This is a genomic window from Streptomyces sp. MA5143a (genome assembly GCF_900290235.1).
Taxonomy (GTDB): Bacteria; Actinomycetota; Actinomycetes; order Streptomycetales; family Streptomycetaceae; genus Streptomyces.
Genome location: NZ_OLMK01000001.1, coordinates 148318 through 167627, shown reverse-complemented (window position 1 = coordinate 167627; position 19310 = coordinate 148318). Strand labels below are relative to the sequence as shown.

14 protein-coding genes and 5 pseudogenes are annotated in these 19310 nt (G+C 70.3%); 10 read left to right on the top strand and 9 right to left on the bottom strand.

The features are described from left to right. Positions 1 to 260 precede the first annotated feature (260 nt). The 3 genes from SMA5143A_RS00700 to SMA5143A_RS00690 all read right to left on the bottom strand — a co-directional run bounded on the left by SMA5143A_RS00700 (position 261) and on the right by SMA5143A_RS00690 (position 3520). Entirely contained in the window at positions 261 to 1322 is a 1062-nt protein-coding gene (locus SMA5143A_RS00700) for a zinc-binding dehydrogenase (RefSeq protein WP_107460842.1), read from the bottom strand. Positions 1323 to 1763: 441 nt separating this feature from the next. Further along, the gene (locus tag SMA5143A_RS00695; RefSeq protein ID WP_107460841.1) at positions 1764 to 2462 is read right to left on the bottom strand and encodes a GNAT family N-acetyltransferase; all 699 of its coding nucleotides are present in this window, start codon (positions 2460 to 2462) and stop codon (positions 1764 to 1766) included. A 149-nt stretch (positions 2463 to 2611) separates the two neighbouring features. Continuing rightward, positions 2612 to 3520, bottom strand: coding sequence for a LysR family transcriptional regulator (locus tag SMA5143A_RS00690; RefSeq protein ID WP_258193195.1), 909 nt, complete (start codon positions 3518 to 3520; stop codon positions 2612 to 2614). A gap of 202 nt (positions 3521 to 3722) precedes the next feature. Between SMA5143A_RS00690 and SMA5143A_RS00685 the strand changes: the two genes are divergently transcribed. From SMA5143A_RS00685 to SMA5143A_RS00655, 6 genes and pseudogenes are all read left to right on the top strand, one after another. Then, positions 3723 to 4943 (top strand): FAD-dependent oxidoreductase, encoded by a 1221-nt coding sequence (locus SMA5143A_RS00685; RefSeq protein WP_107460839.1) that lies wholly within the window; start codon positions 3723 to 3725, stop codon positions 4941 to 4943. A gap of 41 nt (positions 4944 to 4984) precedes the next feature. Beyond that, positions 4985 to 5878 carry an alpha/beta hydrolase gene (locus tag SMA5143A_RS00680; protein WP_107460838.1) on the top strand — a complete coding sequence of 298 codons (894 nt, stop codon included), beginning with the start codon at positions 4985 to 4987 and terminating at the stop codon, positions 5876 to 5878. Between the two features lie 91 nt (positions 5879 to 5969). Next, positions 5970 to 6908, top strand: a complete 939-nt coding sequence (locus SMA5143A_RS00675) for a flavodoxin family protein (protein WP_107460837.1) — start codon at positions 5970 to 5972, stop codon at positions 6906 to 6908. Positions 6909 to 7461: 553 nt separating this feature from the next. Then, positions 7462 to 8083: pseudogene (locus SMA5143A_RS00665) on the top strand (response regulator). A gap of 336 nt (positions 8084 to 8419) precedes the next feature. Then, a complete protein-coding gene (locus SMA5143A_RS00660; protein WP_107460836.1) occupies positions 8420 to 8812 on the top strand; it encodes a hypothetical protein in 393 nt (130 codons plus the stop codon). Positions 8813 to 8817: 5 nt separating this feature from the next. Continuing rightward, a pseudogene (locus tag SMA5143A_RS00655) lies at positions 8818 to 9317 on the top strand (nucleotidyl transferase AbiEii/AbiGii toxin family protein). Positions 9318 to 9624: 307 nt separating this feature from the next. On the opposite strand, the gene SMA5143A_RS00650 reads toward SMA5143A_RS00655, so the two are convergent. The 6 genes and pseudogenes from SMA5143A_RS00650 to SMA5143A_RS00625 form a co-directional block, all read right to left on the bottom strand. Further along, positions 9625 to 10323 carry an alpha/beta fold hydrolase gene (locus SMA5143A_RS00650; RefSeq protein WP_258193194.1) on the bottom strand — a complete coding sequence of 233 codons (699 nt, stop codon included), beginning with the start codon at positions 10321 to 10323 and terminating at the stop codon, positions 9625 to 9627. Between the two features lie 22 nt (positions 10324 to 10345). Beyond that, on the bottom strand, positions 10346 to 10756 hold the full coding sequence (locus tag SMA5143A_RS00645; protein ID WP_107460874.1) for a nuclear transport factor 2 family protein: 411 nt from the start codon (positions 10754 to 10756) through the stop codon (positions 10346 to 10348). 2 nt (positions 10757 to 10758) lie between these two features. After that, the gene (locus SMA5143A_RS00640) at positions 10759 to 11565 is read right to left on the bottom strand and encodes an MBL fold metallo-hydrolase (RefSeq protein ID WP_107460834.1); all 807 of its coding nucleotides are present in this window, start codon (positions 11563 to 11565) and stop codon (positions 10759 to 10761) included. 264 nt (positions 11566 to 11829) lie between these two features. Continuing rightward, positions 11830 to 12753 (bottom strand): helix-turn-helix domain-containing protein, encoded by a 924-nt coding sequence (locus tag SMA5143A_RS00635; RefSeq protein WP_258193193.1) that lies wholly within the window; start codon positions 12751 to 12753, stop codon positions 11830 to 11832. Between the two features lie 168 nt (positions 12754 to 12921). Next, a pseudogene (locus tag SMA5143A_RS00630) lies at positions 12922 to 13568 on the bottom strand (helix-turn-helix transcriptional regulator); the annotation flags it as partial. A 194-nt stretch (positions 13569 to 13762) separates the two neighbouring features. After that, positions 13763 to 14983, bottom strand: a pseudogene (locus SMA5143A_RS00625) (IS110 family transposase). A 198-nt stretch (positions 14984 to 15181) separates the two neighbouring features. Between SMA5143A_RS00625 and SMA5143A_RS00620 the strand changes: the two are divergent. The 4 genes and pseudogenes from SMA5143A_RS00620 to SMA5143A_RS00600 all read left to right on the top strand — a co-directional run bounded on the left by SMA5143A_RS00620 (position 15182) and on the right by SMA5143A_RS00600 (position 19298). Next, positions 15182 to 15961 (top strand): MBL fold metallo-hydrolase, encoded by a 780-nt coding sequence (locus SMA5143A_RS00620; protein ID WP_107460833.1) that lies wholly within the window; start codon positions 15182 to 15184, stop codon positions 15959 to 15961. Between the two features lie 306 nt (positions 15962 to 16267). Then, a complete protein-coding gene (locus tag SMA5143A_RS00610) occupies positions 16268 to 16918 on the top strand; it encodes an NADPH-dependent F420 reductase (RefSeq protein WP_107460831.1) in 651 nt (216 codons plus the stop codon). An 80-nt stretch (positions 16919 to 16998) separates the two neighbouring features. Next, on the top strand, positions 16999 to 17940 hold the full coding sequence (locus SMA5143A_RS00605; RefSeq protein ID WP_107460830.1) for an SMP-30/gluconolactonase/LRE family protein: 942 nt from the start codon (positions 16999 to 17001) through the stop codon (positions 17938 to 17940). A 91-nt stretch (positions 17941 to 18031) separates the two neighbouring features. Beyond that, positions 18032 to 19298: pseudogene (locus SMA5143A_RS00600) on the top strand (multidrug effflux MFS transporter). The last annotated feature ends 12 nt before the right edge of the window (positions 19299 to 19310 follow it).

The window sequence follows — 19310 nt, the reverse complement described above, 5'->3', positions numbered from 1 at the left end:
AAACACGCACCGAACAGGCACGGAACAGGCAAAGCCCCTCCCGCGACGCACTGTCGCGGGAGGGGCTTCTCGGACCGTCGAAGGCCGACCGGGAGCCGGCCGGAGCTCATCGCACCGGGCCCGGCAGGGGGTTGAGGGAACCGACCATGAACCCCGGAGGTCCGACCAGGGACTGCGGAGGACGGGCAAGGGCTCGGAGGACGGGCAAGGGCTCGGAGCACGGGCAAGGGCTCGGAGGACCGGGCAGGAGCTCCGAGGGCTCAGGGGGTGAGGACGAACCGAATCGGGTCGCCGATCTTCTTCTCCAGCCGGTGGACGGCGTCCGCGGCCTCGGCCAGCGGGACGTGGGCGGTGATGGAAGGGGCCAGATCGATCCGCCCGGCGGAGGTCAGGCCGATGAGCTGCTCCACATGCTCGAAGCCGGAGCCGTAGTGGCCGCGGATCTGGCTGCCCCGGAAGCAGAACCCGGTGCTGTCGCCGACGACGATCGGCTCGGGCGTGAGCCCCGCGAGCACCAGAACGCCGCCGGCCCCGAGCGAGGCGACCGCCTGAGCGCGAGCGGCGGGAACACCGGCGAAGTCGAACGCCACGTCGATCCCCTGGCCCGCCGTGGCCTCCGCCACCGCGTCGGCGAAACCGTCCGCCGCCGGGTCGAGAGCGAAGTCGGCGCCGAAGGCGAGGGCCCGCTCCCGGGCGGTGGGCAGGGGGTCGACGGCGATGATCGGCGCCGCGCCGACCATGCGGGCGAGCCGGATGCCGTGCGCGCCGAGACCGCCCGCGCCCCAGATCCCGACCGCCTGCGCGGGACGCACCGCGCCGGTCTCCACGATCGCGGCGTACGGGGTGGAGACGGCGTCGGGAATGATGGCGGCCTGGTCGAAGGGAAGGTCGTCCGGGATGGCGAGCAGGGTGTCCTCGCGCGCCACGGCGTACTGGGCCCAGCCACCGTCGTAGTCCACGCCACGGGTGAGCGGCTGCCGGCACGAGGTGCGGCGCAGACAGCCACCGCACACGCCGCACGCCTGCCCGGCCTGAAGCACGACGCGAGTACCGGGCGCCCATTCACCGGCCACCCCCGGCCCCACGGTATGGATGACACCGGCGACCTCATGCCCGAGCGTGACGGCACGGGCGGCGGCGACGGAGTCGACGGGGAACTCCGGGCTGATACTGCCGTCGATCAGATGCACGTCGGACAGACACACCCCGGCGGCCCGCACCTCGACCAGCACCTCACCCGGCCCCGGCGTGGGCACCGGAACCTCTTCGACGGCGAACGTGCGGGTGTCCAGGCGGAGCCGCCCAGCAAGCATGGTCGTCATGGCGGACCACAATCCTTCCAACGCCTCAAGCGATTGACCTTGTCGACTGACAATGTCACTCAAGCGGGTCGCTAGACAAGGTCGAGTGACCCACATCTCACGCGTAGGGCCCAGGGAGGAGGGACTCACCCCACCGCCGGAAGCGCAGCTCGCGGCGCGCCGGGGGATCACGCCCATGCCGAGTGGGCGGGGGCGGAGACACGGAGCATCGCCCGCGCGGCGACGTCGGGCGATGCCGGACACGCCCCGGCCCTCAGTCCGCAGCCGACGCGCAGCCGCGCCCTTCAGCCCTCGGTCACCGGCCCTCGGCCACCGGCCCTCAGTCCTCAGTCCTCAGCTTTCAGCCCAGAGCCCTGAACCCTGAGCCCTGGACCCTGAGCCCCAAGCCCCAAGCCCCAAGCCCCAAGCCCCAAGCCCCAAGCCCCAAGCCCCAAGAAGCTGTCACGGGGCGGTGAACCCCTGGAAGGTCACGTGCTCGCGCGTGTGGAAGCCGAGCCGCTCATAGAGGGCGATCGCCCCGGTGTTCGCCTCGGCCACGTGCAGGAAGGGGCGTTCGCCACGGGCCACGATCCGGGCGACGAGCGCGCTGACGAGACGGGCCGCGTGACCGCGCCCGCGGGCCTCGGGAGAGGTGCAGACAGCGCTGATCTCGGTCCAGCCCGGCGGCCGTAGCCGCTCCCCCGCCATCGCCACCAACCTGCCATTGGCGCGGACGCCGAGATACGTGCCGAGTTCGTGCGTACGCGCCCCGAACGGCCCCGGCTCGGCGCGCGCGACGAGGTCGAGCATCTCGGGCACGCTGTCCGCGCCCAGTTCGACCACATCGGTTCCGGAGGAAGGCTGACCGGGCCGGGAGCCGCCCGCCCAGATCATCTGGCGCCCTTCGAGACGGAACACCGGCTCCCAGCCGGACGGCGGCGTCGCCGGGCAGCTGAACATGTCGGCGAACCCACCCGGACCGAGCAGCCGAGCCAGGTCTCCCCAGCCCGCTTCCTCCGCGCCGGCGGACAGCGCGCAGAAGGTCACGACCCCTGGCTGGTAGGTGGCGGCATGCCCCAGCCGACGGGCGAACCGTGCGTGGTGACCGAGCAACGACCGGCCCACGGGATCGTCGAGCCCCGATTCGTCACGGATCACCATCGCGCCGTCCCCCTCATGTCACAGCGCTGCGATCGTAGATCGTCGCCACTCGGGCGGGCGATGAGAGGGTCGGTCGAACCAAGACCGCAACGGATGTGCACGTGACACGTCACGCCCGACCGCCCGACCGCCCGACCAGTGCGCGACCCTCACACCACGGCGCCGCTCTCGACTGCCTGGCCGGCCTGAGCGGCGATGCGGCGCAGCCATATGTGGGCCGGTTCCCGCTCATGGAGGGGATGCCACCACAGGGACTCCACCAAGTGGCCGATCTCGAAGGCGGGTTGGACGACGGTGATCGCTTGTCCGGAGAGGGCGGGGATCGCGACCCGTTCGGGTACGAGGCCGATCCGGTCGGTCCCCGCGACCAGGTGGGGAATGGCCAGGAAGTTCTCCGTGACGATCTCCGCGCGCGGTTCGACGCCCTCCGCGTGCAGGCGGTTCAGGGGTGAGAAGACCGGCGACGGGTGCCGGTAGGGCAATACCCAGGGGCGTTCCGCCAGTTCCTGCCGCCCCAGGACAGCCGGGGCGCGGTCGGCGGACACGACGCACACCCAGCGGTCCTTGTAGAGGTCGAAGGTGGGGATGTTCGACAGGATGCCCTGGGGCAGGACGAGGGCGTCCACCGTGCGCAGATTGTCCAGCGCCTGCCGCACGACCCGTTCGGTGCTGTGCTGGAACCGCAGCCGCACGTTCGGGGCGGCGGTGCGGACCAGATCGGCCAAGGCGCGCCCGAACGTGGGCAGCTGACAGTCGGCCATGATCACGGTGAACTCGTGCCGGGCCTGGGCGGGGTCGAAGCCGGGGCGCGTCTGGAGGACCCGGTCCGCCCAGCTCAGGGCCTGCTCGGTGTGTTCCACCAGTCGTTCCGCCAGAGGGGTCAGCTCGTAACTGTTGCCCACCCTGACGAGGAGTTCGTCGCCGTAGTGCCGGCGCAGCCGGGCCAGTGCCGCGCTCAGCGTGGGCTGGCTCAGACCGAGCCGTTGCGCGGCCCGCGTCACACTGCGCTCCTGGAGGAGCGCGTCCAGCGGCGTGAGCAGGTTGAGGTCCAGAGTCACGGCACCCACCTCGAAATGATCATCAGCCCTGTCTATATCGAGCATAGGTGATTTCGGCTTCCCTGATCCCATGGCGGACGCAAGAGTGGTGGCACGGCTCGGCGGGACCTCGTGTCAGAGGAACCGCCACCACCCCAGACGTTCGCGTTCTCGGGCCTGCACCGATCGATGCAGGTGTTCCGAGCCCATCAAGGAGGCGACAATGCCGTCGTTCCATGTCCTGATCGCCGGCGGAGGCATCGGAGGGCTCTGTCTGGCCCAGGGCCTTCGCCGCGCGGGCATCAGCTGCACCGTCCACGAGAGCGCGCCGGGCATCGGGCGGGCCGGCTACCGCCTGCACATGAACGGCGCGGGTGGCCGCGCTCTCCAGCAGTGCCTGCCCGACCATTTGTTCGAGCTGTACATGCAGACCTCGCGCGAGACGCCGCGTCGTGAGGTCATGGTCATGCTCGATCATCGGGCCCGTGAACGCGGCGCCCGCCCCCACATCGGCCCGCCCAACGACCCGCGGCGGCCCCACACAGCGGTCAACAGGCGCACGCTGCGCCAGATCATGGGCCTGGGCCTGGAGGACATCGTCCGCTACGACAGCACCGTCACCGGCTTCGAGACGGACGGCGAGAAGGTGCGGGTACTGCTCGACGACGGCACGAGCGAGACCGGGGACGTACTGGTGGGCGCCGACGGCATCAACTCCGTCGTGCGCGGGCAACTGCTGCCCGACATCCCGGTCGTGGACACCGGAATGCGCGGCCTGTACTCCACCGCACCGCTGACCGACGATCTGGCGGCGAGTCTGCCCGAGGCACTGTTCGACGGTTTCGCCGTCGCCACGGGGCCGAACGGCGCGATGTTCGCGTACGGCGTGTACCGACCGCGCAGGCCGGTCGCCGAGGCGGTGGCCGAACTGGCGCCCGGCGCCCCCGTCGATCCCGTCGATCCCTACATCATGGTCAACCTCGGCCTTCCGCCCGGCAGCCCTGTCGCCGCCGAGGCTCCCGACCTGTGGCACAGCTCCGCCGACACCCTGCACGCGCTGATGCGCACCGCGGTGCGGGGCTGGGATCCCGCCCTGGCCGAACTCGTCGAGCACGTCGACACGTCGACGATCTTCCCGGTGTCCACGCGTCACCTACAGCCGGCAGACCCCTGGCCGGCCGGCCGCGTCACCCTGCTCGGTGACGCGATCCACGCCATGCCCCCGTCGTTCGGCTCCGGCGCCAACACGGCACTGCGCGACGCCGCGGCTCTGGCCCGGGCCCTGGAGCGCGCCGCCCACGGCGACACACCCGTGACGGAGGCCGTGGCCGAGTACGAGACCGAGATGCGCGCCGAGGTCTTCCCCATCCTGCGCGCCTCGGCCGACCCGCGGGCCGCCGACACCGACTTCCTCCCCGACGAACTCCCCGTCAGCCGCACCTGATCGCCGCCCTGGCCGACACGACCCGCACCACGAGGAGAACCATGCCCGTCACCGAAGACATCGAGTTCCGAGTCTCGGAACTGACCCTGCGGGGCAAACTGTTCCGCCCGGCCGACGGCCCCGAACGCCCGCCCGTCGCGATCCTCCAGGGCGGCCTGGGCGGCCCCGCGGAATCCATGTTCGCCATGGCCGAGGGTTTCACCGACGCCGGTCTGGCCTGTCTGATCTACGACCACCGCAACACCGGCTACAGCGACGGCGAACCCCGTCAGCAGTTCGACCCCTGGCAGCAGTGCCGCGACCTGCGCGACGTCATCACCCACCTGACCCTGCGCGAGGACGTCGACCCCGACCGCATCGGCCTGTGGGGCATCAGCATCGGGGGTGCCAACTCCCTCTTCACGGCCGCCACCGACCGCCGGGTCAAAGCCGTCGTCAGCATCATCCCCCCGGTCAGCGGCTGGAGCGCGCGCACCCTCCAACCGGCCGACACGCTCGCGGAGCTGGAAGCTCTCATCCCCGCCGACCGCCAGGCCCAGCTGCGCGGCGAGCCCGCCGCGAGCATCCGCCTGCACGGCGTCCCGGCCCCCGGGGACCCGGTCATGTTCAGCGACCAGGAGGGTCTGGAATTCGTCGAGAACATGATCCACGGGCTGCCCAGCTTCCGGAACGAGATCACCATCTCGACCCTCGACCGCATCTTCGAGATGGAGGTGCGCGCCTACGCCGAACGCATCACCGCCCCGGTCCTGATGATCCTCGCCTCCAAGGACACCGTCGCCCCCGTCGAGGAGGCCCGCGAGATGTACGAGCGGATCCCCGACCCGAAGGAGGTCATCGAGTACCCGGGCCAGCACTACGAGATCCTCTCGGACCACTTCCCCGAGATCATCACCCGCAGCGCCGACTGGCTGGCCGCCACCCTGCGCGGCTGACCACCCCGCCCTTCGCTCCCATCCGGTCCGCCGGAGCCCACGTGGCCCGGCGGACCGACCCCCGTCCCCCGAACACAGAGAGGTGTCGTCGATGCGTCTGCTCGGACTTGCCTGCGGGCAGGAGGACGGCAGTGCCGAGGTACTGCTGAAGGCCGCGCTCTCCGCGGCCGCGCGGGAGGGCACAGCCGTCGAGCTCGTACGGCTGACCGACCTGTCCCTGGTGACCGCCGCCACCGCGGACGCCGGCGACGACGCTGCCTGGTTCTGCGACCGGCTGCTCGACGCGGACGGCGTGATCGTCAGCTCCCCCACCTACACCCGCAGCGCACCGGGCGCGTTGAAGCTCCTCATCGACCGCGCCTTCGGTCCACGCACGGACGTGGTCTTCGTCCGTGAGGCCCTCGCCCACCGCCGGCACGGCCGGGCCGAGCAGAAGGAGGCCGGCGGCCTTCTGGGCCTGGACACGGCCCCTGATCCGCGGGTCCTCAAACCGCGGGTGGCCGGCTTCATCGCCGTGGGCGGCTGCCCGTCGCCCCACTGGCGCACGCTGACACTGCCCACTCTGCACGCCCTGGCCTTCCCCCTGCACATGGCCGTCGCCGACCAGATGGAAGTCCCCACCCCGGGCGGCCTGGGCGGCATAGCCACCGACCCGGCGGCTGTGCTGCGGGCCGAGCGGCTGGGCGAGGCGGTCGCCCGACAGCTCGGCCTGCCCCACGACGAGGTCCGGTTCCTGGGAGAGCCCGGTACCTGTCCGATGTGCCATCTCGACCTGATCGTGCTGCGCGGCGGCCGCGCCGAATGCGGCACCTGTGGGGCCGTGGGCCGTTTCGTCGTCGAGGACGGCGATGTCCGGGTCGACTTCTCCCCCGCCGGCATGGCTTCCTCCGTCCACACCCTCACGGAGCTGGAGGAGCACTACCGGGAACTGCTGAGCGCCGCCTCACTGGAGCCGGACCCGCAGGACATCGACAAGCACGCCGGCGCGTTCCGCGACAGCATCCCCGTCCTGCGCCCACCGCGGCCGTAGACGACCGTGGGCGGGCTCTCGGGAACCGACGGCCGCCGTCGGCAGACGTCACGTCGAACTCGACCGGGCGCGCGCCGCAGTACCCCGCTGTTGATGCGCCGCTTCGGGCCGGACACCGCGCCCGGCTTCTCGCTCTCCTCGGCGACGAAGAACCTCACGATTGCCGACCCACCTGGAGGTCGAGGGCGACCACACGCCTGTTCCCTTCACGGCACAACTGACCGTCTACCGTCTGGTACAGGAAGCCTTGACCAACACCTTCAAACACACACACCCCCCGGCACCCGCGCGGAGGTCCGGATACGCTGTCTGACCGAGACCGTCACGGTCGACGTCACCGACAACGGACGCCGCCCACAACCTCTCGACGCCCCGTCCGGGCACGGCATCCCGGGAATGCGCGAGCGAGCGGTCGCCTACGGAGGGACACTCCACGCCGGCCCCCTGCCGGGCGGCGGCTGGCGCGTGCACACCCGCCTGGAACTGGGCGGCGGAAGGGACGTGTCCGTATGACGACCGCGTCCTGCTCGCCGACGACGAGTCACTCCTGCGTATGGCCTTCACCACCGTGCTGGACGCCCAGCCGGACATGCAACCGGTCGGCGAGGCCGTGAACGGCGACGAAGCCGTCCGCCTCGCCCGGGAGTTGCGCCCCGATGTCGTACTCATGGACGTCCGCATGCCGGGGTCGGACGGCATCGAGGCGACCCGGCGGATCATCCGTGTCTCGCCTCAGAGCAGAGTGCTCGTCCTCACCACCTTCGACCTCGACGAATACGCGTTCGCCGGGCTCAGGACCGGCGCGTCGGGCTTCCTGCTGGAACACCCGGCCCGAGGAACTGCTGACCGCCATTCGCGATGTCGCCGCAGGAGACGCGGTGGTCTCCCCGCGGATCACCCGCCGCCTGCTGGAGAACTTCTCCGCCCATATCCCTGGCGGCGGCAGCAGCAACGGTCATCGGGAGGAGCGTCTGCAACGGCTGACCGCCCGCGAGCGTCAGGTATTCGTCCAGGTGGCCCGCGGCCTGTCCAACTCCGAGATCGCGGCCACGCTGTACCTCGCAGAGGCAACCGTGAAGTCCCACTTGGGACGGATCCTTCAGGAGCTCGAACTACGCGACCGCGTACAGGCCGTGGTCTTCGCCTACGAAAGCCGCCTCGTTCACCCCGACTGAAACAGCGCACATACTGCACACCACCCGAACCTGCAGGTCAGGATCCCTTTGCCGCAGGCTCAAGGGTCGCGACGCACTCCAGGTGATGCGTCATCGGAAGGATGTCGGCCTGAGTACGTCGCAGAAAAGGCCAGGTCAGAGGCGCTTTCTTGGCTCGCCACAGTGTGTGCGGGCGTCCAGAGCGTCAAACGAGCGTCACGGCTGTCGGCCCGTCCCGCCTGCTCGGGCGGGGCAGACCAAGCTACCCCGACCAGCTCCCTGGCAAGCTGCGTCCACTCCAGGCGCCAGCTCGCTCATGATGACCCGAGCCACGACTTTGGCCGCCATAATGGAGTCATGTCCTCCAGCTCACAGCACCCCGCGCCCACCCCGAGGGACGTCTCGGGCGCGGAAGCCGAGGACCTCGCGCTGTACCGGGAGAAGTTCCGCCGCCGTCTCCCGGAGTCGCTGGACGAGCTGCACGGCCCGACCCAGGGGGTCGTGGAGCTACCGCTGCACATGGCCTGGTCCGGGATGACCTCGTACGACCTGGGCAAGCCTCGCCAGCGCATGGGCCTGTACCGCACCGTCCTGCACGAGGGCCTCTACGACGACCTGCCCCGCTACCTCAACCGGGACCTGCTCCTCCATCTGTGGACTGTGCTTCGCACCCTCGTCGGTCGCACCGTGCGCGCCGTATGGGAAGACGCCTTCCCCCAGCTCGCCTCCCGCACCCGGTCAGCCGCGTGACGGACATGCCGGAGCTGCACACGCGGCTCCTGGCGGACGTGATCGCCCTCGGCTCCCCATACCCCCTGGTCCTTACAGGCGGATACGCCGTGCGAGCGCACCGCCTCGTGAACCGCCCCAGCCAGGACCTCGACGTCGCCACCGAGAACCCGGCGCCCATAGCCCGTACGGGCCCGTCCTCGCGGAGGAGGACGTGATCGGGACCAAGGTCCGCGCCCTCGCCGACCGCGGATCGCCCCGCGACCTGATCGACGTGTTCGCGGCCTCCCGCCGCTGGAGCAATGCCGAACTCGAGGAGTTCGGCCGCCGCCACGCGCGTGGCCGCTTCGAGCGCGAGGATCTACAGGCGAACCTCACAGGCGCCGAGTGGACCGACGACGACGCCTTCACTGCCTATGGCTTCGATGACGCCACGATCACCGCTCTCCGCGCATGGGCTGTTGAATGGGCCGACGACCTCGCTGCTCGTCTCCTCGAAGAGGGCGGTGCTCCGGACAACGACTGACCAAGCCCCGCAAAGATCACAGCTGCGAATCAGGGGGAGCCGACTCTGTGCGTCTCCTGCGTGACTTCTGGAGATCTTCAGCAGCTGGGGTTGCGGGGCTTCGGGCGAGTCCGGTCTTGGCTACGAGGCCACGGAGTTGCGCGGGCCGATCAGTGTGTCATGGCTCTGCCGCCGTACATGTCTTGGTCGGGGATGACCTCGTACGACCTGGGCAAGCCGCGCCGGCGTACGGGCCTGTGCCGGACCGCCCTGCACGAGGGCCTGCGCGACGACCTGCCCCACGCCGACCGTGCAGGTCCCTCCGTGGTCAGCCACCCGTGCCGGCCCGGGCAACCGCTTCGGCGAGTACCTCGGCCACCTCGTCCGCGTGCGACAGGTGGGGCGAGTGGCCGGAGGGGACACGAACGCTGTGGGCACAGTGCGCAGCCCACTGCTCCTGGACCGCGGGCGGTAGCGCCGGGTCCTCTGTGGCTACGACGTACGTCAGCGGTACGTCCGTCCGCGCGGCGACCAGCTTTTCCGTGAAGGCGCGCATGCCCTGCCAGTTGAGGCGCTCGACCGCCTCGGCGGTCAGGACGGGGTCGACACCGCTGAAGATCGACTGCTCGGCGTCCCCCGCCTTGACGGCGCGTCCGTCCGGCGAGTGGATCCAGGTCGGCGGGAAGTCCCCGCCCATCCACTCCATCATCGAGGTGCCGGGTTCGATCGCGAACGCGGCCAGGTAGACGAGTTCGGCGACCTGTTCCGCCTCGGCGGCGGCCCACGTGGCGGGCACTCCCCCGTAGGAGTGGGCGGCCAGCACCACGGGGCCGCCGACCGCGTCGATCGCGTTCCGGACGACTGCGACGTCCTCGGTCAGTCCTTCGGCGGCGGCACTGTCGGGATTGCTGCTCGGCAGTTGCACGGCTCGGGATTCGATGCCACGGGCGGTGAGCCGCTCGCGCAACGGTTCGAAGATCCACGGGGTGTGCATCGCCCCGTGCACCAGCACGACGGTGGGGTTCATGTGGAGCATCCTCGGGTGCGGGTCAGGCGGTCATGGCGTCGCGGACGACGGCGGTGTCGACGAACTGCTCGAAGCGGACGATCAGTCCGCCGCGTACGACGAAGTGGTGGGCCACGCGGACGTCGACCGGCTTGCCGGTCGCCCTGTTGGTGGCGGTGTAGCGGGCGAGGACGACGACGTTCTCGCCGTCGACGACGTAGGTGTCGTCGTGGGCGGTCCAGCCGTCCCAGTCCTTGCCCAGTCGTTCCATCACGTTCGAGGTCACGCCCTCAGGGGTGCGGTAGGTGCCGGCGAGGGGGAAGCCGGCCATCTCCGTCCACTCCACGTCCGGTGCGAGGGTGGCCCGCAGGGCCTCGAGGTCACCGGCGGCGGAGGCCAGGTACTGGCGGCGTACGACGTCGGCGGGGGCGGCGGAGGTGAAGGACTCGCTCATGGTCAGCCCCACTGCATCTCGCCCTTGGCGACCTTCGCGCCGATCTGGGCGGCGATCAGCATGCCGTGGTCGGGGTAGCGCTTGACCAGGGCCTCGGTCAGTGCGGCGCCGTCGGCTGCCTTGCCCAGCTCCTCCTCGAAGGCGAGCAGGTAGTCGCGGGTGGCGCTGATGGCGGAGGCGTCGGCGGGGGTGCCGGGCAGGCGGTGGCCGGGCACGACCAGCTCCGGCTGCAGGGCGGCCATCTCGTCCAGCAGGCCGATCCAGGCGGCGCGGTCGCCGGGGGTGGGGGTGTCGGCGACCCAGACGTGCTCCTGCTGGAAGAGCAGGACGCCACCGAGCAGGGCGCGGTGCTCGGCCTGCCACAGGTAGTGCCGGTCGGGCAAAGCTGCGGGGCCGCCCTTGAGCTGGAAGGTGTGGCCTTCCAGGGTGAGGTCCCCGGTCAGCGGGGTGAGGCCGACCATGCGGGTCGGCAGGTTGGCGCCGAGGGCCGCCCATGCCTTGATCTTGCCCTCGTAGGAGTGGGCAATGTGCTCGATGACCAGGGGGGTCGCCACGAATACGGCGTCGGGGAAGGCGTCGGCGACTACTTCGGCGCCGAAGTAGAAGTCGGGGTCGGCGTGGGAGACGAAGACGGTGGTGAGCTGCTTGCCGGAGTCGAGGATCTCGGCGGCCAGCCGGTGGCCGTCGGCGCGAGTGAAGGCGGCGTCGACCAGCAGCGCGTCTGTCTCGCCGGTGACGAGGCCGGCGGTCTTGTTTCTGCTGCCGGCCGGAAAGTCCAGGTCGAGGACCTTGAAGTCGAGGGTGCTCAACTGTGCCTCCATGCATAGGGATGACGGAACGGGTCACGCCGAGAATTCGCTGCCGCTCAGGTCGGTGATTCATGCGTACGCATCAGGCGATATTCCGTGCACACGTGTGCACCATTGGCCCTGCGGGTTCGGAGTTCTCCACTCGGTGCCGTGCCATCAGGTGAGCAATCGTGATCAGTTCAACCCTTTCCCCGCCGGAACGCGCCGACAAGGTGGAAGGAGGACTCGCCGTGGTGAATCGAAGACAGCGACTATCAGCGACGATCAGCGACCCACCATGGGGTGTGGGCCGTCGGACTGGAATGGCTCACGGAAAGCACCCGGGGCGGTGCCCGTGTGCCGGGTGAAGAACTTTCCGAAGTTGGTGGATTCCGGAAAGCCGAGGTGCCGCGCGATCGTCGCCACCGGCTCGTCCGTGTGGGCGAGCAGCCGCCGCGCTTCCAGAGCGACGCGCTCGTCGATGACTCGCTTGACCGGCTGCCCGGTAGCGGCCATGCAGGCACGGCTGAGAGTCCTGACGGTGTAACCCAGACGGTCGGCATAGTCGGCGGCCCGCCGGGTGGTGGCGTAGGAACGCTCCAGCTCGGCGCGGAAGCGGGCGTACACCTCCCCGCCTGCCTGCGCATCACCCTCCTCGTCGGTGCACGACAGCCGGTCGATGTGCAGCAGCACGGCGGCGAGCAGATGACGAAGCATCTCCGGTGACACCGACTGGTCGCAGCGGTCGTACTCCGCGCGGATCTGGGTGACCAGCGTCGCCAGGACGGCGTAGTCGGAGCTCGTGCCGAGTTGCCTGCACACGGGGCCGCGCCACTCGTTGAGCAGACGGTCGGCGGTGTTGCCGAGTGGCAGGAACGACGGGGTGAACAGCAGGTGCAGGCCGTTCGTGCTGCCCGGACGGACGTAACGCTGCACCTGCCCCGGCCGCACCCACAGCAGCGTGCCTGGACGGCATGGGTAGGTCACGAAGTCGACCGCGTGATCCCCGTCGCCCTCCGTGATCAGGGAAAGCGTGTGAAAGTCGATGCGGTGCACCCCGCCCGGATCCCGACGGGCCCGGCGCCGGTGCAGAACGGCCAGCTCGACGATCTCGAAGCCCGGCACCCGCTCCCGCGGCGGACGGAAAGGGAGCCGGGGAATCGGTTCCCGCTGCGGGACGTGCATGGCCACCGACTCTTCGACCCGCATGACGATCTCCACGCGATCTGGTTCCACCGCGGCTGCTCAGCAGCCTATCCCGGCTGCGCGAGGGCAGCGCGCCGCCACCGAGTGCGAGCGTTTCGCCTTGACTGGAACCGGGCGGAAAGAGGAACTGCACATGACCGTCCCCTTGTCTTTTCGTGAGCGGTGAGGTGCCTACGCGCCCTGATGGGCCTGGCGAAACGCGCCCGGAGTCATGCCGCTGTGCCGGGTGAAGAACTTGCCGAAGTTGGTGGGTTCGACGAAGCCGAGACGTCGTGCGATCGTCGCCACCGGTTCGTCGGTGTGGGCGAGCAGCCGTTGGGCCTCCAAGGCGACCCGGGCGTCGATGACATGCTTCACGGGCTGTCCGGTGGCGGCCAGGCAGGCACGCGTCAGTGTCTTGACGCTGTACCCCAGGCGGTGGGCGTAGTCGGCCGCGCGGCGGGTGGTGGTGTAACCGCGCTCCGGCTCGGCGCGGAAGCGGCGTTGACCTCGCCGCCCGCGTACGGGTCGCCACCGTCCTCGGCGTGGGGCAGGCGGTCGATCTGCAGCAGCACGGTCGCCGGCAGAAGCTGGAGGATCTCCGCCGACACGGTCTGCGCGGGACGGTCGTACTCGGCCCGCATCTGACCGAACAGGGTCGACAGTACGGCGTACTCGGGGCTGGCTCCCAGGTGCCGACAGGCCGGTCCGTACCACTCCGTCACCAGCCGGTCGGCGCTGCTGGCGTGCGGCGGGAAGGCCGGCGTGAAGAGGAGGTGGGCGCCGTTCGCCGTGCCGGGCCGGACGAAACGCTGCACCTGCCCCGGCCGGACCCACAGTCGGAGGATGGCGCCTTGCGAAGCGGGATCGCCGCCTCCGAGGTCTGCGGGACGCATCACCATCTCCAGATGTCCTCGATTTACCATGCCGCGTCCTCAGCGTATCTCGCCTGCCTGGGGCGATGCGACAACAGTGGAGGACGTCAAGGCGGCACGAGGCCGCCTCCACCGCAAGGAGCTTCCCAATGACGATGTCAAGCCGCAGCCGTGACCGGCGGTGTGGCTTGGTAGCACGCTCCGTCGCGGATCATGGCCCAGAGAACGTTGACACGGCGGCGGGCGAGCGCCAGCAACGCCTGCTTGTGGCCCTTCCCTTCGGCGCGCTTTCGTTGGTAGTACGCCTTCGAGGCCGGGCAGCTCTTCAGGCTGGCCAGCGAGGACAGGTAGAAGGACCTGAGCAGGCCGCGGTGGTAGCGGCGGGGCCTGCGCAGGTTGCCGCTGATGCGTCCGGAGTCCCGTGGAGCCGGAGCCAGCCCGGCGTAGCCGGCAAGCCGGTCCGCGCTGCCGAAAGCGTCCTAGTCACCGCCGGTGGCGGCGATGAACTCGGCGCCCAGCCTGGCTCCCATGCCGGGCAGGCTGCGGATCACCTCTGCGTGGGGGTGCTCGCGAAACCGGGCCTCGATGAGTGCGTCGAGTTCGGCGATCTCCTCATCGAGTGCCTTCACCCCCTTTGCGAGCCGGACGAGCATGGTGGCGGCGAGCTTCTCGCCCGGCAGTGCCGTGTGCTGCGATTCGGCCGCGTCGACGGCCGCCTTCGCCAGCGCGGCCGCTCCGTGCGCTTTGCGGTTCTTCAGCCAGGTCTCGATGCGCCTGGCACCGGACCGGCGGATCGCCGCGGGGGTCTGGTATCCGGTCAGCAGCAGCACCGGTCCCTTGTTGGTCAGATCCAGGACTCGTTCCAACGCCGGGAAAATCTCCAGCAGTTGGCTGCGCAGCCGGTTGATCTGCCGGGTGCGGTCGCAGACCAGATCGGTGCGACGGGTGGTAAGGGTGCGCAGGTCGACGGCTATCTCATCGCCTGGCCGCAGCAGGCCGAGGTCCCGGCGCATGCGGGCCTGGTCGGCGATGACGAAGGCGTCCTTCGCGTCGGTCTTTCCCTCCCCGCGGTAGGTGCCGGAGGCGCGGTGGACCGCCAGGCCGGTGATGTATGCCATGGGCTGACCGTGGCTGACCAGCAGCCCGATCAGCAGGGCGGCACCGCCATGGTTCATGTCCACGGCCCACAGCACGTCCTGGGACAGGTCCAGCACATCGCGGATCAGGTCCAGCAGCGCGGTCTCATCGTTCTGCACGCGACGGGACAGCAGCCGGGCGCCTTCGAAGTCGATCACCACGCAGTGGTGCTGTTCCTTGCCGATGTCCACGCCGGCCCAGATCTGGGGCACGGTCACCTCCGCCAGCTCGTCGTCACACATCGATCCCGCAGACGACCTCGCCGACGTGGCCCTACACAGCGATCCAGTCGCGTTAGCGGTCGAGTCGTCGCAAGGCCCGCGGCGGCCAAGCTCCTTGAGCCATCAGACGGCTCCCCTATGCCAGCCATACCCCGGGCCCCTGGGGTGACCCAACCCTACGAATGGCCCGATCAACCCGAACAGAAAGGTAGGGCCCCTATGAACGGCTCGGTCACCGTCCTGGACAAGGGCACGGTCCGCATCCACAGCTACATGTCTCCCGCCGACACCTTTCACACCACCACCCAGCTGATCGAGACCCCGGCCCGGATCATCGCGATCGACGCCCAGCTGCTGCCCGCCTACGCGGACGAGGCCGTCGCCTACGCCAAGGGACTCGGCAAGCCGATCGACCGCCTCCTCGTCACCCACGCCCACCCGGACCACTACAACGGCGCCTCCCACTTCGGCGTCCCCGTCCACGCTCTGGCTCGGGTGAGCGAGCAGATTGTCGCCCGGGGCGACAGCCGGCTGCCGACCGGACAGGTCATCCCCCTCACCGACTTCACCCCAGACGTTGCCCTCGTCCCGGGCACCGAGGTCATCGACGGCGTCACCTTCGTGTTCGAGGCCGTCTCCGGCGGCCAGGCGGCCGACGAACTCCTGATCAAGCTGCCGGAACAGGGAGTTCTGATCGCCCAGGACCTCGTCTACCACGACGTCCACCTCTACCTGGGCAACAACGACATCACCGGCTGGCAGCAGGCCGTGGACGCACTGGCCTCTGAGAGCGGCTACGACACGATCCTCGCCGGTCACGGCGTCCCCACCGGGCCCGAGGTCTACGAGGACATCCGCCGCTACCTGGCCGACGCCCGCGAACTGCTCGGCGACGACGGCGACGCCTACAAGAAGGCGATCGTCGACAAGTACCCCGACCACGTCGGCCCGTTCATCATCGACCTCGCCAACCGCTCACTCTTCCCCGCCGCCGGCTGACGTCCGTTCGTTCCTCAGCTCCCTGCCGGCACACGCTCCTCCCGAGAGATCCGCCATTGTCTCCCGTACGTCTGCGCGGCTCCCGTGACACGGCTGTCGCGGCGGCCGACCTCCTCTTGCGGGACGGCGCCACCCCGGCCCTCGCGACCTCCGGCGGCACCGTGCCCCGCCGCCTCCACCGCCCGGCACAGCTGATCCCCGGCGGCAACCTTCCCGTTCCAGATCGCCGACCCCACGCTGCCGTTCGACGTCGTGCGCGTGCAAGCCCGATAGCGGTACGGCATCGCAGCAGAGAGAAGGAAACCCATGAAGATCACCATCATCGGCGCCGGGAACATGGCCCGCGGCATCGCCACCAGGGCCCTGGCCGGTGGCCACACGGTCACCATCACCGCCAAGGACCCCGGCAAGGCCGTACGACTCGTGGACGAACTACGCGCACAGGCAGACGGCGCCGGGCAGGTGGGCGCCGCCGACGAGTCGGCCGTGGACCAGGCGGACATCGTGGTCCTGGCGGTGCCCTTCGACGCGGCCAGGCAGCTCGCCGCCTCCTACGGGCCACGCCTCGGCGGCAAAGTGCTGATCGATATCAGCAACCCCGTCGACGCCTCGCTCGACGCGCTGGTCGTCCCGCCCCGCACCTCGGCCGCCGAGCAGATCGCCGAGGCCGCGGGACCACAGGTGCGGGTGGTCAAGGCGTTCAACACGACGTTCGCCACCACCCTGATCTCCGGTCAGGTGGGCGGAACCCCGCTGGACGTCTTCGTCGCCGGTGACGACCAGGCCGCCCGCAAGGAAGTCGCCGACCTGGTCACCTCCGGCGAACTGAACCCGGTCGACGTCGGCGCGCTCAAGCACGCCCGCCAACTGGAGGGCTTCCAACTGCTCCACATGGCGCTCCAGATCCGCGAAGGCGGCCACGGCTGGGCCAGCACGATCAAGATCGTCGCTCCCTGAACCCATCCCCCCCACACACTGTCGGGCCCGCCCCCTCCCACGGACCGGCAGTGCCCGACCCACACCAGGAGAACCACCCCATGCACGTCCGCGCCACCGTCACCACGCTCGCCGCCACAGCGGTCCTGCTGACCTCCGCGGCGACCGCCACGGCGGCGACCGAGCCGCTCTCCAAGCCGCACATCGCGGACCACTTCAGCCTCGCGGCCTCGCAGCAGCCCGAGAACATCACCGTCGACCGCACCGGATCCGCGTACCTGACCTTCTCCTTCGCCCGGCAGATCGTCCGCATCGCCCCCGACGGACACGCGCAGGCGCTGGCCACGCTCCCCGCACCCGACAAGGCCAGCACCCCCAACCTGGGCAAGGCTTTCGTCGGCGGCATCGCCCGCGCCGACGACGGCACCCTCTACGTCACCTACGCCACCGGCACCGCCGACCTCACCGGCGTCTGGGCCATCCGCCCCGGCGGCCGCCCGCACCGGATCGCCGCCCTGCCCGCCGACGGACTGCCCAACGGCCTCGCCCTCGACCAGCACACCCAGAGGCTCTACGTCACCGACTCCGTCCACGGCGTCATCTACCGCCTGCCCGCACGCGGCGGCGAGGCCACCGTCTGGGCCCGCGGCGAGGCGCTCGAACCCAGCACCTTCGCCGGCGCCAACGGTCTGAAGCTCCACAACGGAGCCGTCTGGGCCACCAACCTCGACAAGGGCACCGTCCTGCGCATCCCGTTCACCACGCACGGCGCCGCGGGCACCATCGAGGTCCGTGCAACGGGCATGCCCTTCATCGACGACTTCGCCTTCACCGGCCACGGCGACACCCTCCTCGCCGCCCGCGACGACAACCAGGTCGACCTCGTCCGCCCCGACGGCACCCACGTCACAGTGCTCACGGCCGCCGACGGTCTGCAGACCCCGACCTCCGTTGCGGTCCACGGCAACAAGGTGTACGTCCCCAGCGCCGCGTACCTCACGAACGAGGACCCCAACCTGCTCGTCGCCCGCCTCGACCGCTGACACGGCCGTACCGGCCACCCCTTCGTGGCGACCGTGAGCGGCAGGGTTCCCTGCCGCTCACGGTCGCCGACCGACGCAGTCTGGAACAGAGATGGACGCAATTCCGCAGACCGGCGCCCCGGCAGACGCCACGGAGCGACGCACGGCTCGAGGCCGCCGCCACCTCTCCCTCGTCCTGGTCCTGGGCTCCCTGACCGCACTCGGCCCCCTCACCATCGACCTGTACCTGCCGGCTCTCCCGCAGGTCGGCACGGACCTGCACGTCTCACAGGCCGTCACTCAGCTCACCCTGACCGCCTTCATGGTCGGGATCGCCCTGGGGCAACTGGCCATCGGCCCTCTCAGCGACACCCTCGGCCGGCGTCGGCCGCTGATCGTGGGCCTGTCGGTGTACGTGGTGACCGGCGCCCTGTGCGCCTTCGCCCCGGATCCTGCGGTGCTCATCGGCATGCGTCTGGTCCAGGGCCTGGCGGGGGCCGCCGGCATCGTCATCGCCCGGGCGGTCGTGCGTGACCTGTACGACGGACTCGCCGCCGCCCGGCTGCTGTCCTCGCTGATGCTGGTCTCCGGCACCGCGCCGATCCTCGCCCCTGTACTGGGCGCCCAGTTGCTGCGGCTGACCTCATGGCGCGGCGTGTTCGTCACCCTCACGCTCCTGGGGCTGGCCATCCTCGCGGCCACCGCCACTGTGCTGCCCGAGACCCTGCCACGTCCGGCACGGCGACACGGCGGACTCCCGGCGACCCTGCGCACCATGCGCGAGCTGGTGGGCGACCGCTCCTTCACCGGTTACCTGCTCACCGGCGGCCTCGGCTTCGCCGCCCTGTTCGCATACATCGCCGGCTCCTCCTTCACTCTCCAGGAGGTCTACGGCGCCTCCCCACAGACGTACAGCCTGCTCTTCGGCCTCAACTCGCTCGGCATGGTCGCCACCGGGCAGCTCAACGGCAAACTCCTGCTCGGCCGCTTCCCCTCGCACCGGGTGCTGGCCACCGGCCTGGCCGTGCTCGCCGCCGCGGGCGTGGCCCTGGTGCTCCTGGTCACCGCCACGCACGTGGGTCTGCCATGGATCGCGGTCGCGCTCTTCTTCACCGCTTGTCCGGTCGGCATGATCCTTCCCACCACCACAGCCCTGTCCCTGCAGCGCGCCCCGCACGCGGCGGGCAGTGCCTCCGCGCTACTGGGCACCACCCAGTTCCTCATGGGCGCCCTCGCCCCCGCCCTCGCCGGTCTCGGGGGGGCAGTCCACCGCCCTCCCCATGGCGATGTCGGTGCTCGGCCTCGCCGTGGCCGCGGCCGGATGCTTCCTCGCGCTGTGCCGCCCCTGGCAGGCCGGTCCCGATCCACTGGCGCGGTGAGCCCGGTTTCGT

Coding starts and splice junctions, on each gene's coding strand:
- SMA5143A_RS00695 (WP_107460841.1), bottom strand. CDS start 2,462: ATGGTGATCCGTGACGAATCGGGGCTCGACGATCCCGTGGGCCGGTCG.
- SMA5143A_RS00675 (WP_107460837.1), top strand. CDS start 5,970: ATGCGTCTGCTCGGACTTGCCTGCGGGCAGGAGGACGGCAGTGCCGAG.
- SMA5143A_RS00700 (WP_107460842.1), bottom strand. CDS start 1,322: ATGACGACCATGCTTGCTGGGCGGCTCCGCCTGGACACCCGCACGTTC.
- SMA5143A_RS00645 (WP_107460874.1), bottom strand. CDS start 10,756: ATGAGCGAGTCCTTCACCTCCGCCGCCCCCGCCGACGTCGTACGCCGC.
- SMA5143A_RS00605 (WP_107460830.1), top strand. CDS start 16,999: ATGCACGTCCGCGCCACCGTCACCACGCTCGCCGCCACAGCGGTCCTG.
- SMA5143A_RS00620 (WP_107460833.1), top strand. CDS start 15,182: ATGAACGGCTCGGTCACCGTCCTGGACAAGGGCACGGTCCGCATCCAC.
- SMA5143A_RS00650 (WP_258193194.1), bottom strand. CDS start 10,323: ATGAACCCCACCGTCGTGCTGGTGCACGGGGCGATGCACACCCCGTGG.
- SMA5143A_RS00660 (WP_107460836.1), top strand. CDS start 8,420: ATGTCCTCCAGCTCACAGCACCCCGCGCCCACCCCGAGGGACGTCTCG.
- SMA5143A_RS00680 (WP_107460838.1), top strand. CDS start 4,985: ATGCCCGTCACCGAAGACATCGAGTTCCGAGTCTCGGAACTGACCCTG.
- SMA5143A_RS00685 (WP_107460839.1), top strand. CDS start 3,723: ATGCCGTCGTTCCATGTCCTGATCGCCGGCGGAGGCATCGGAGGGCTC.
- SMA5143A_RS00610 (WP_107460831.1), top strand. CDS start 16,268: ATGAAGATCACCATCATCGGCGCCGGGAACATGGCCCGCGGCATCGCC.
- SMA5143A_RS00635 (WP_258193193.1), bottom strand. CDS start 12,753: ATGCGGGTCGAAGAGTCGGTGGCCATGCACGTCCCGCAGCGGGAACCG.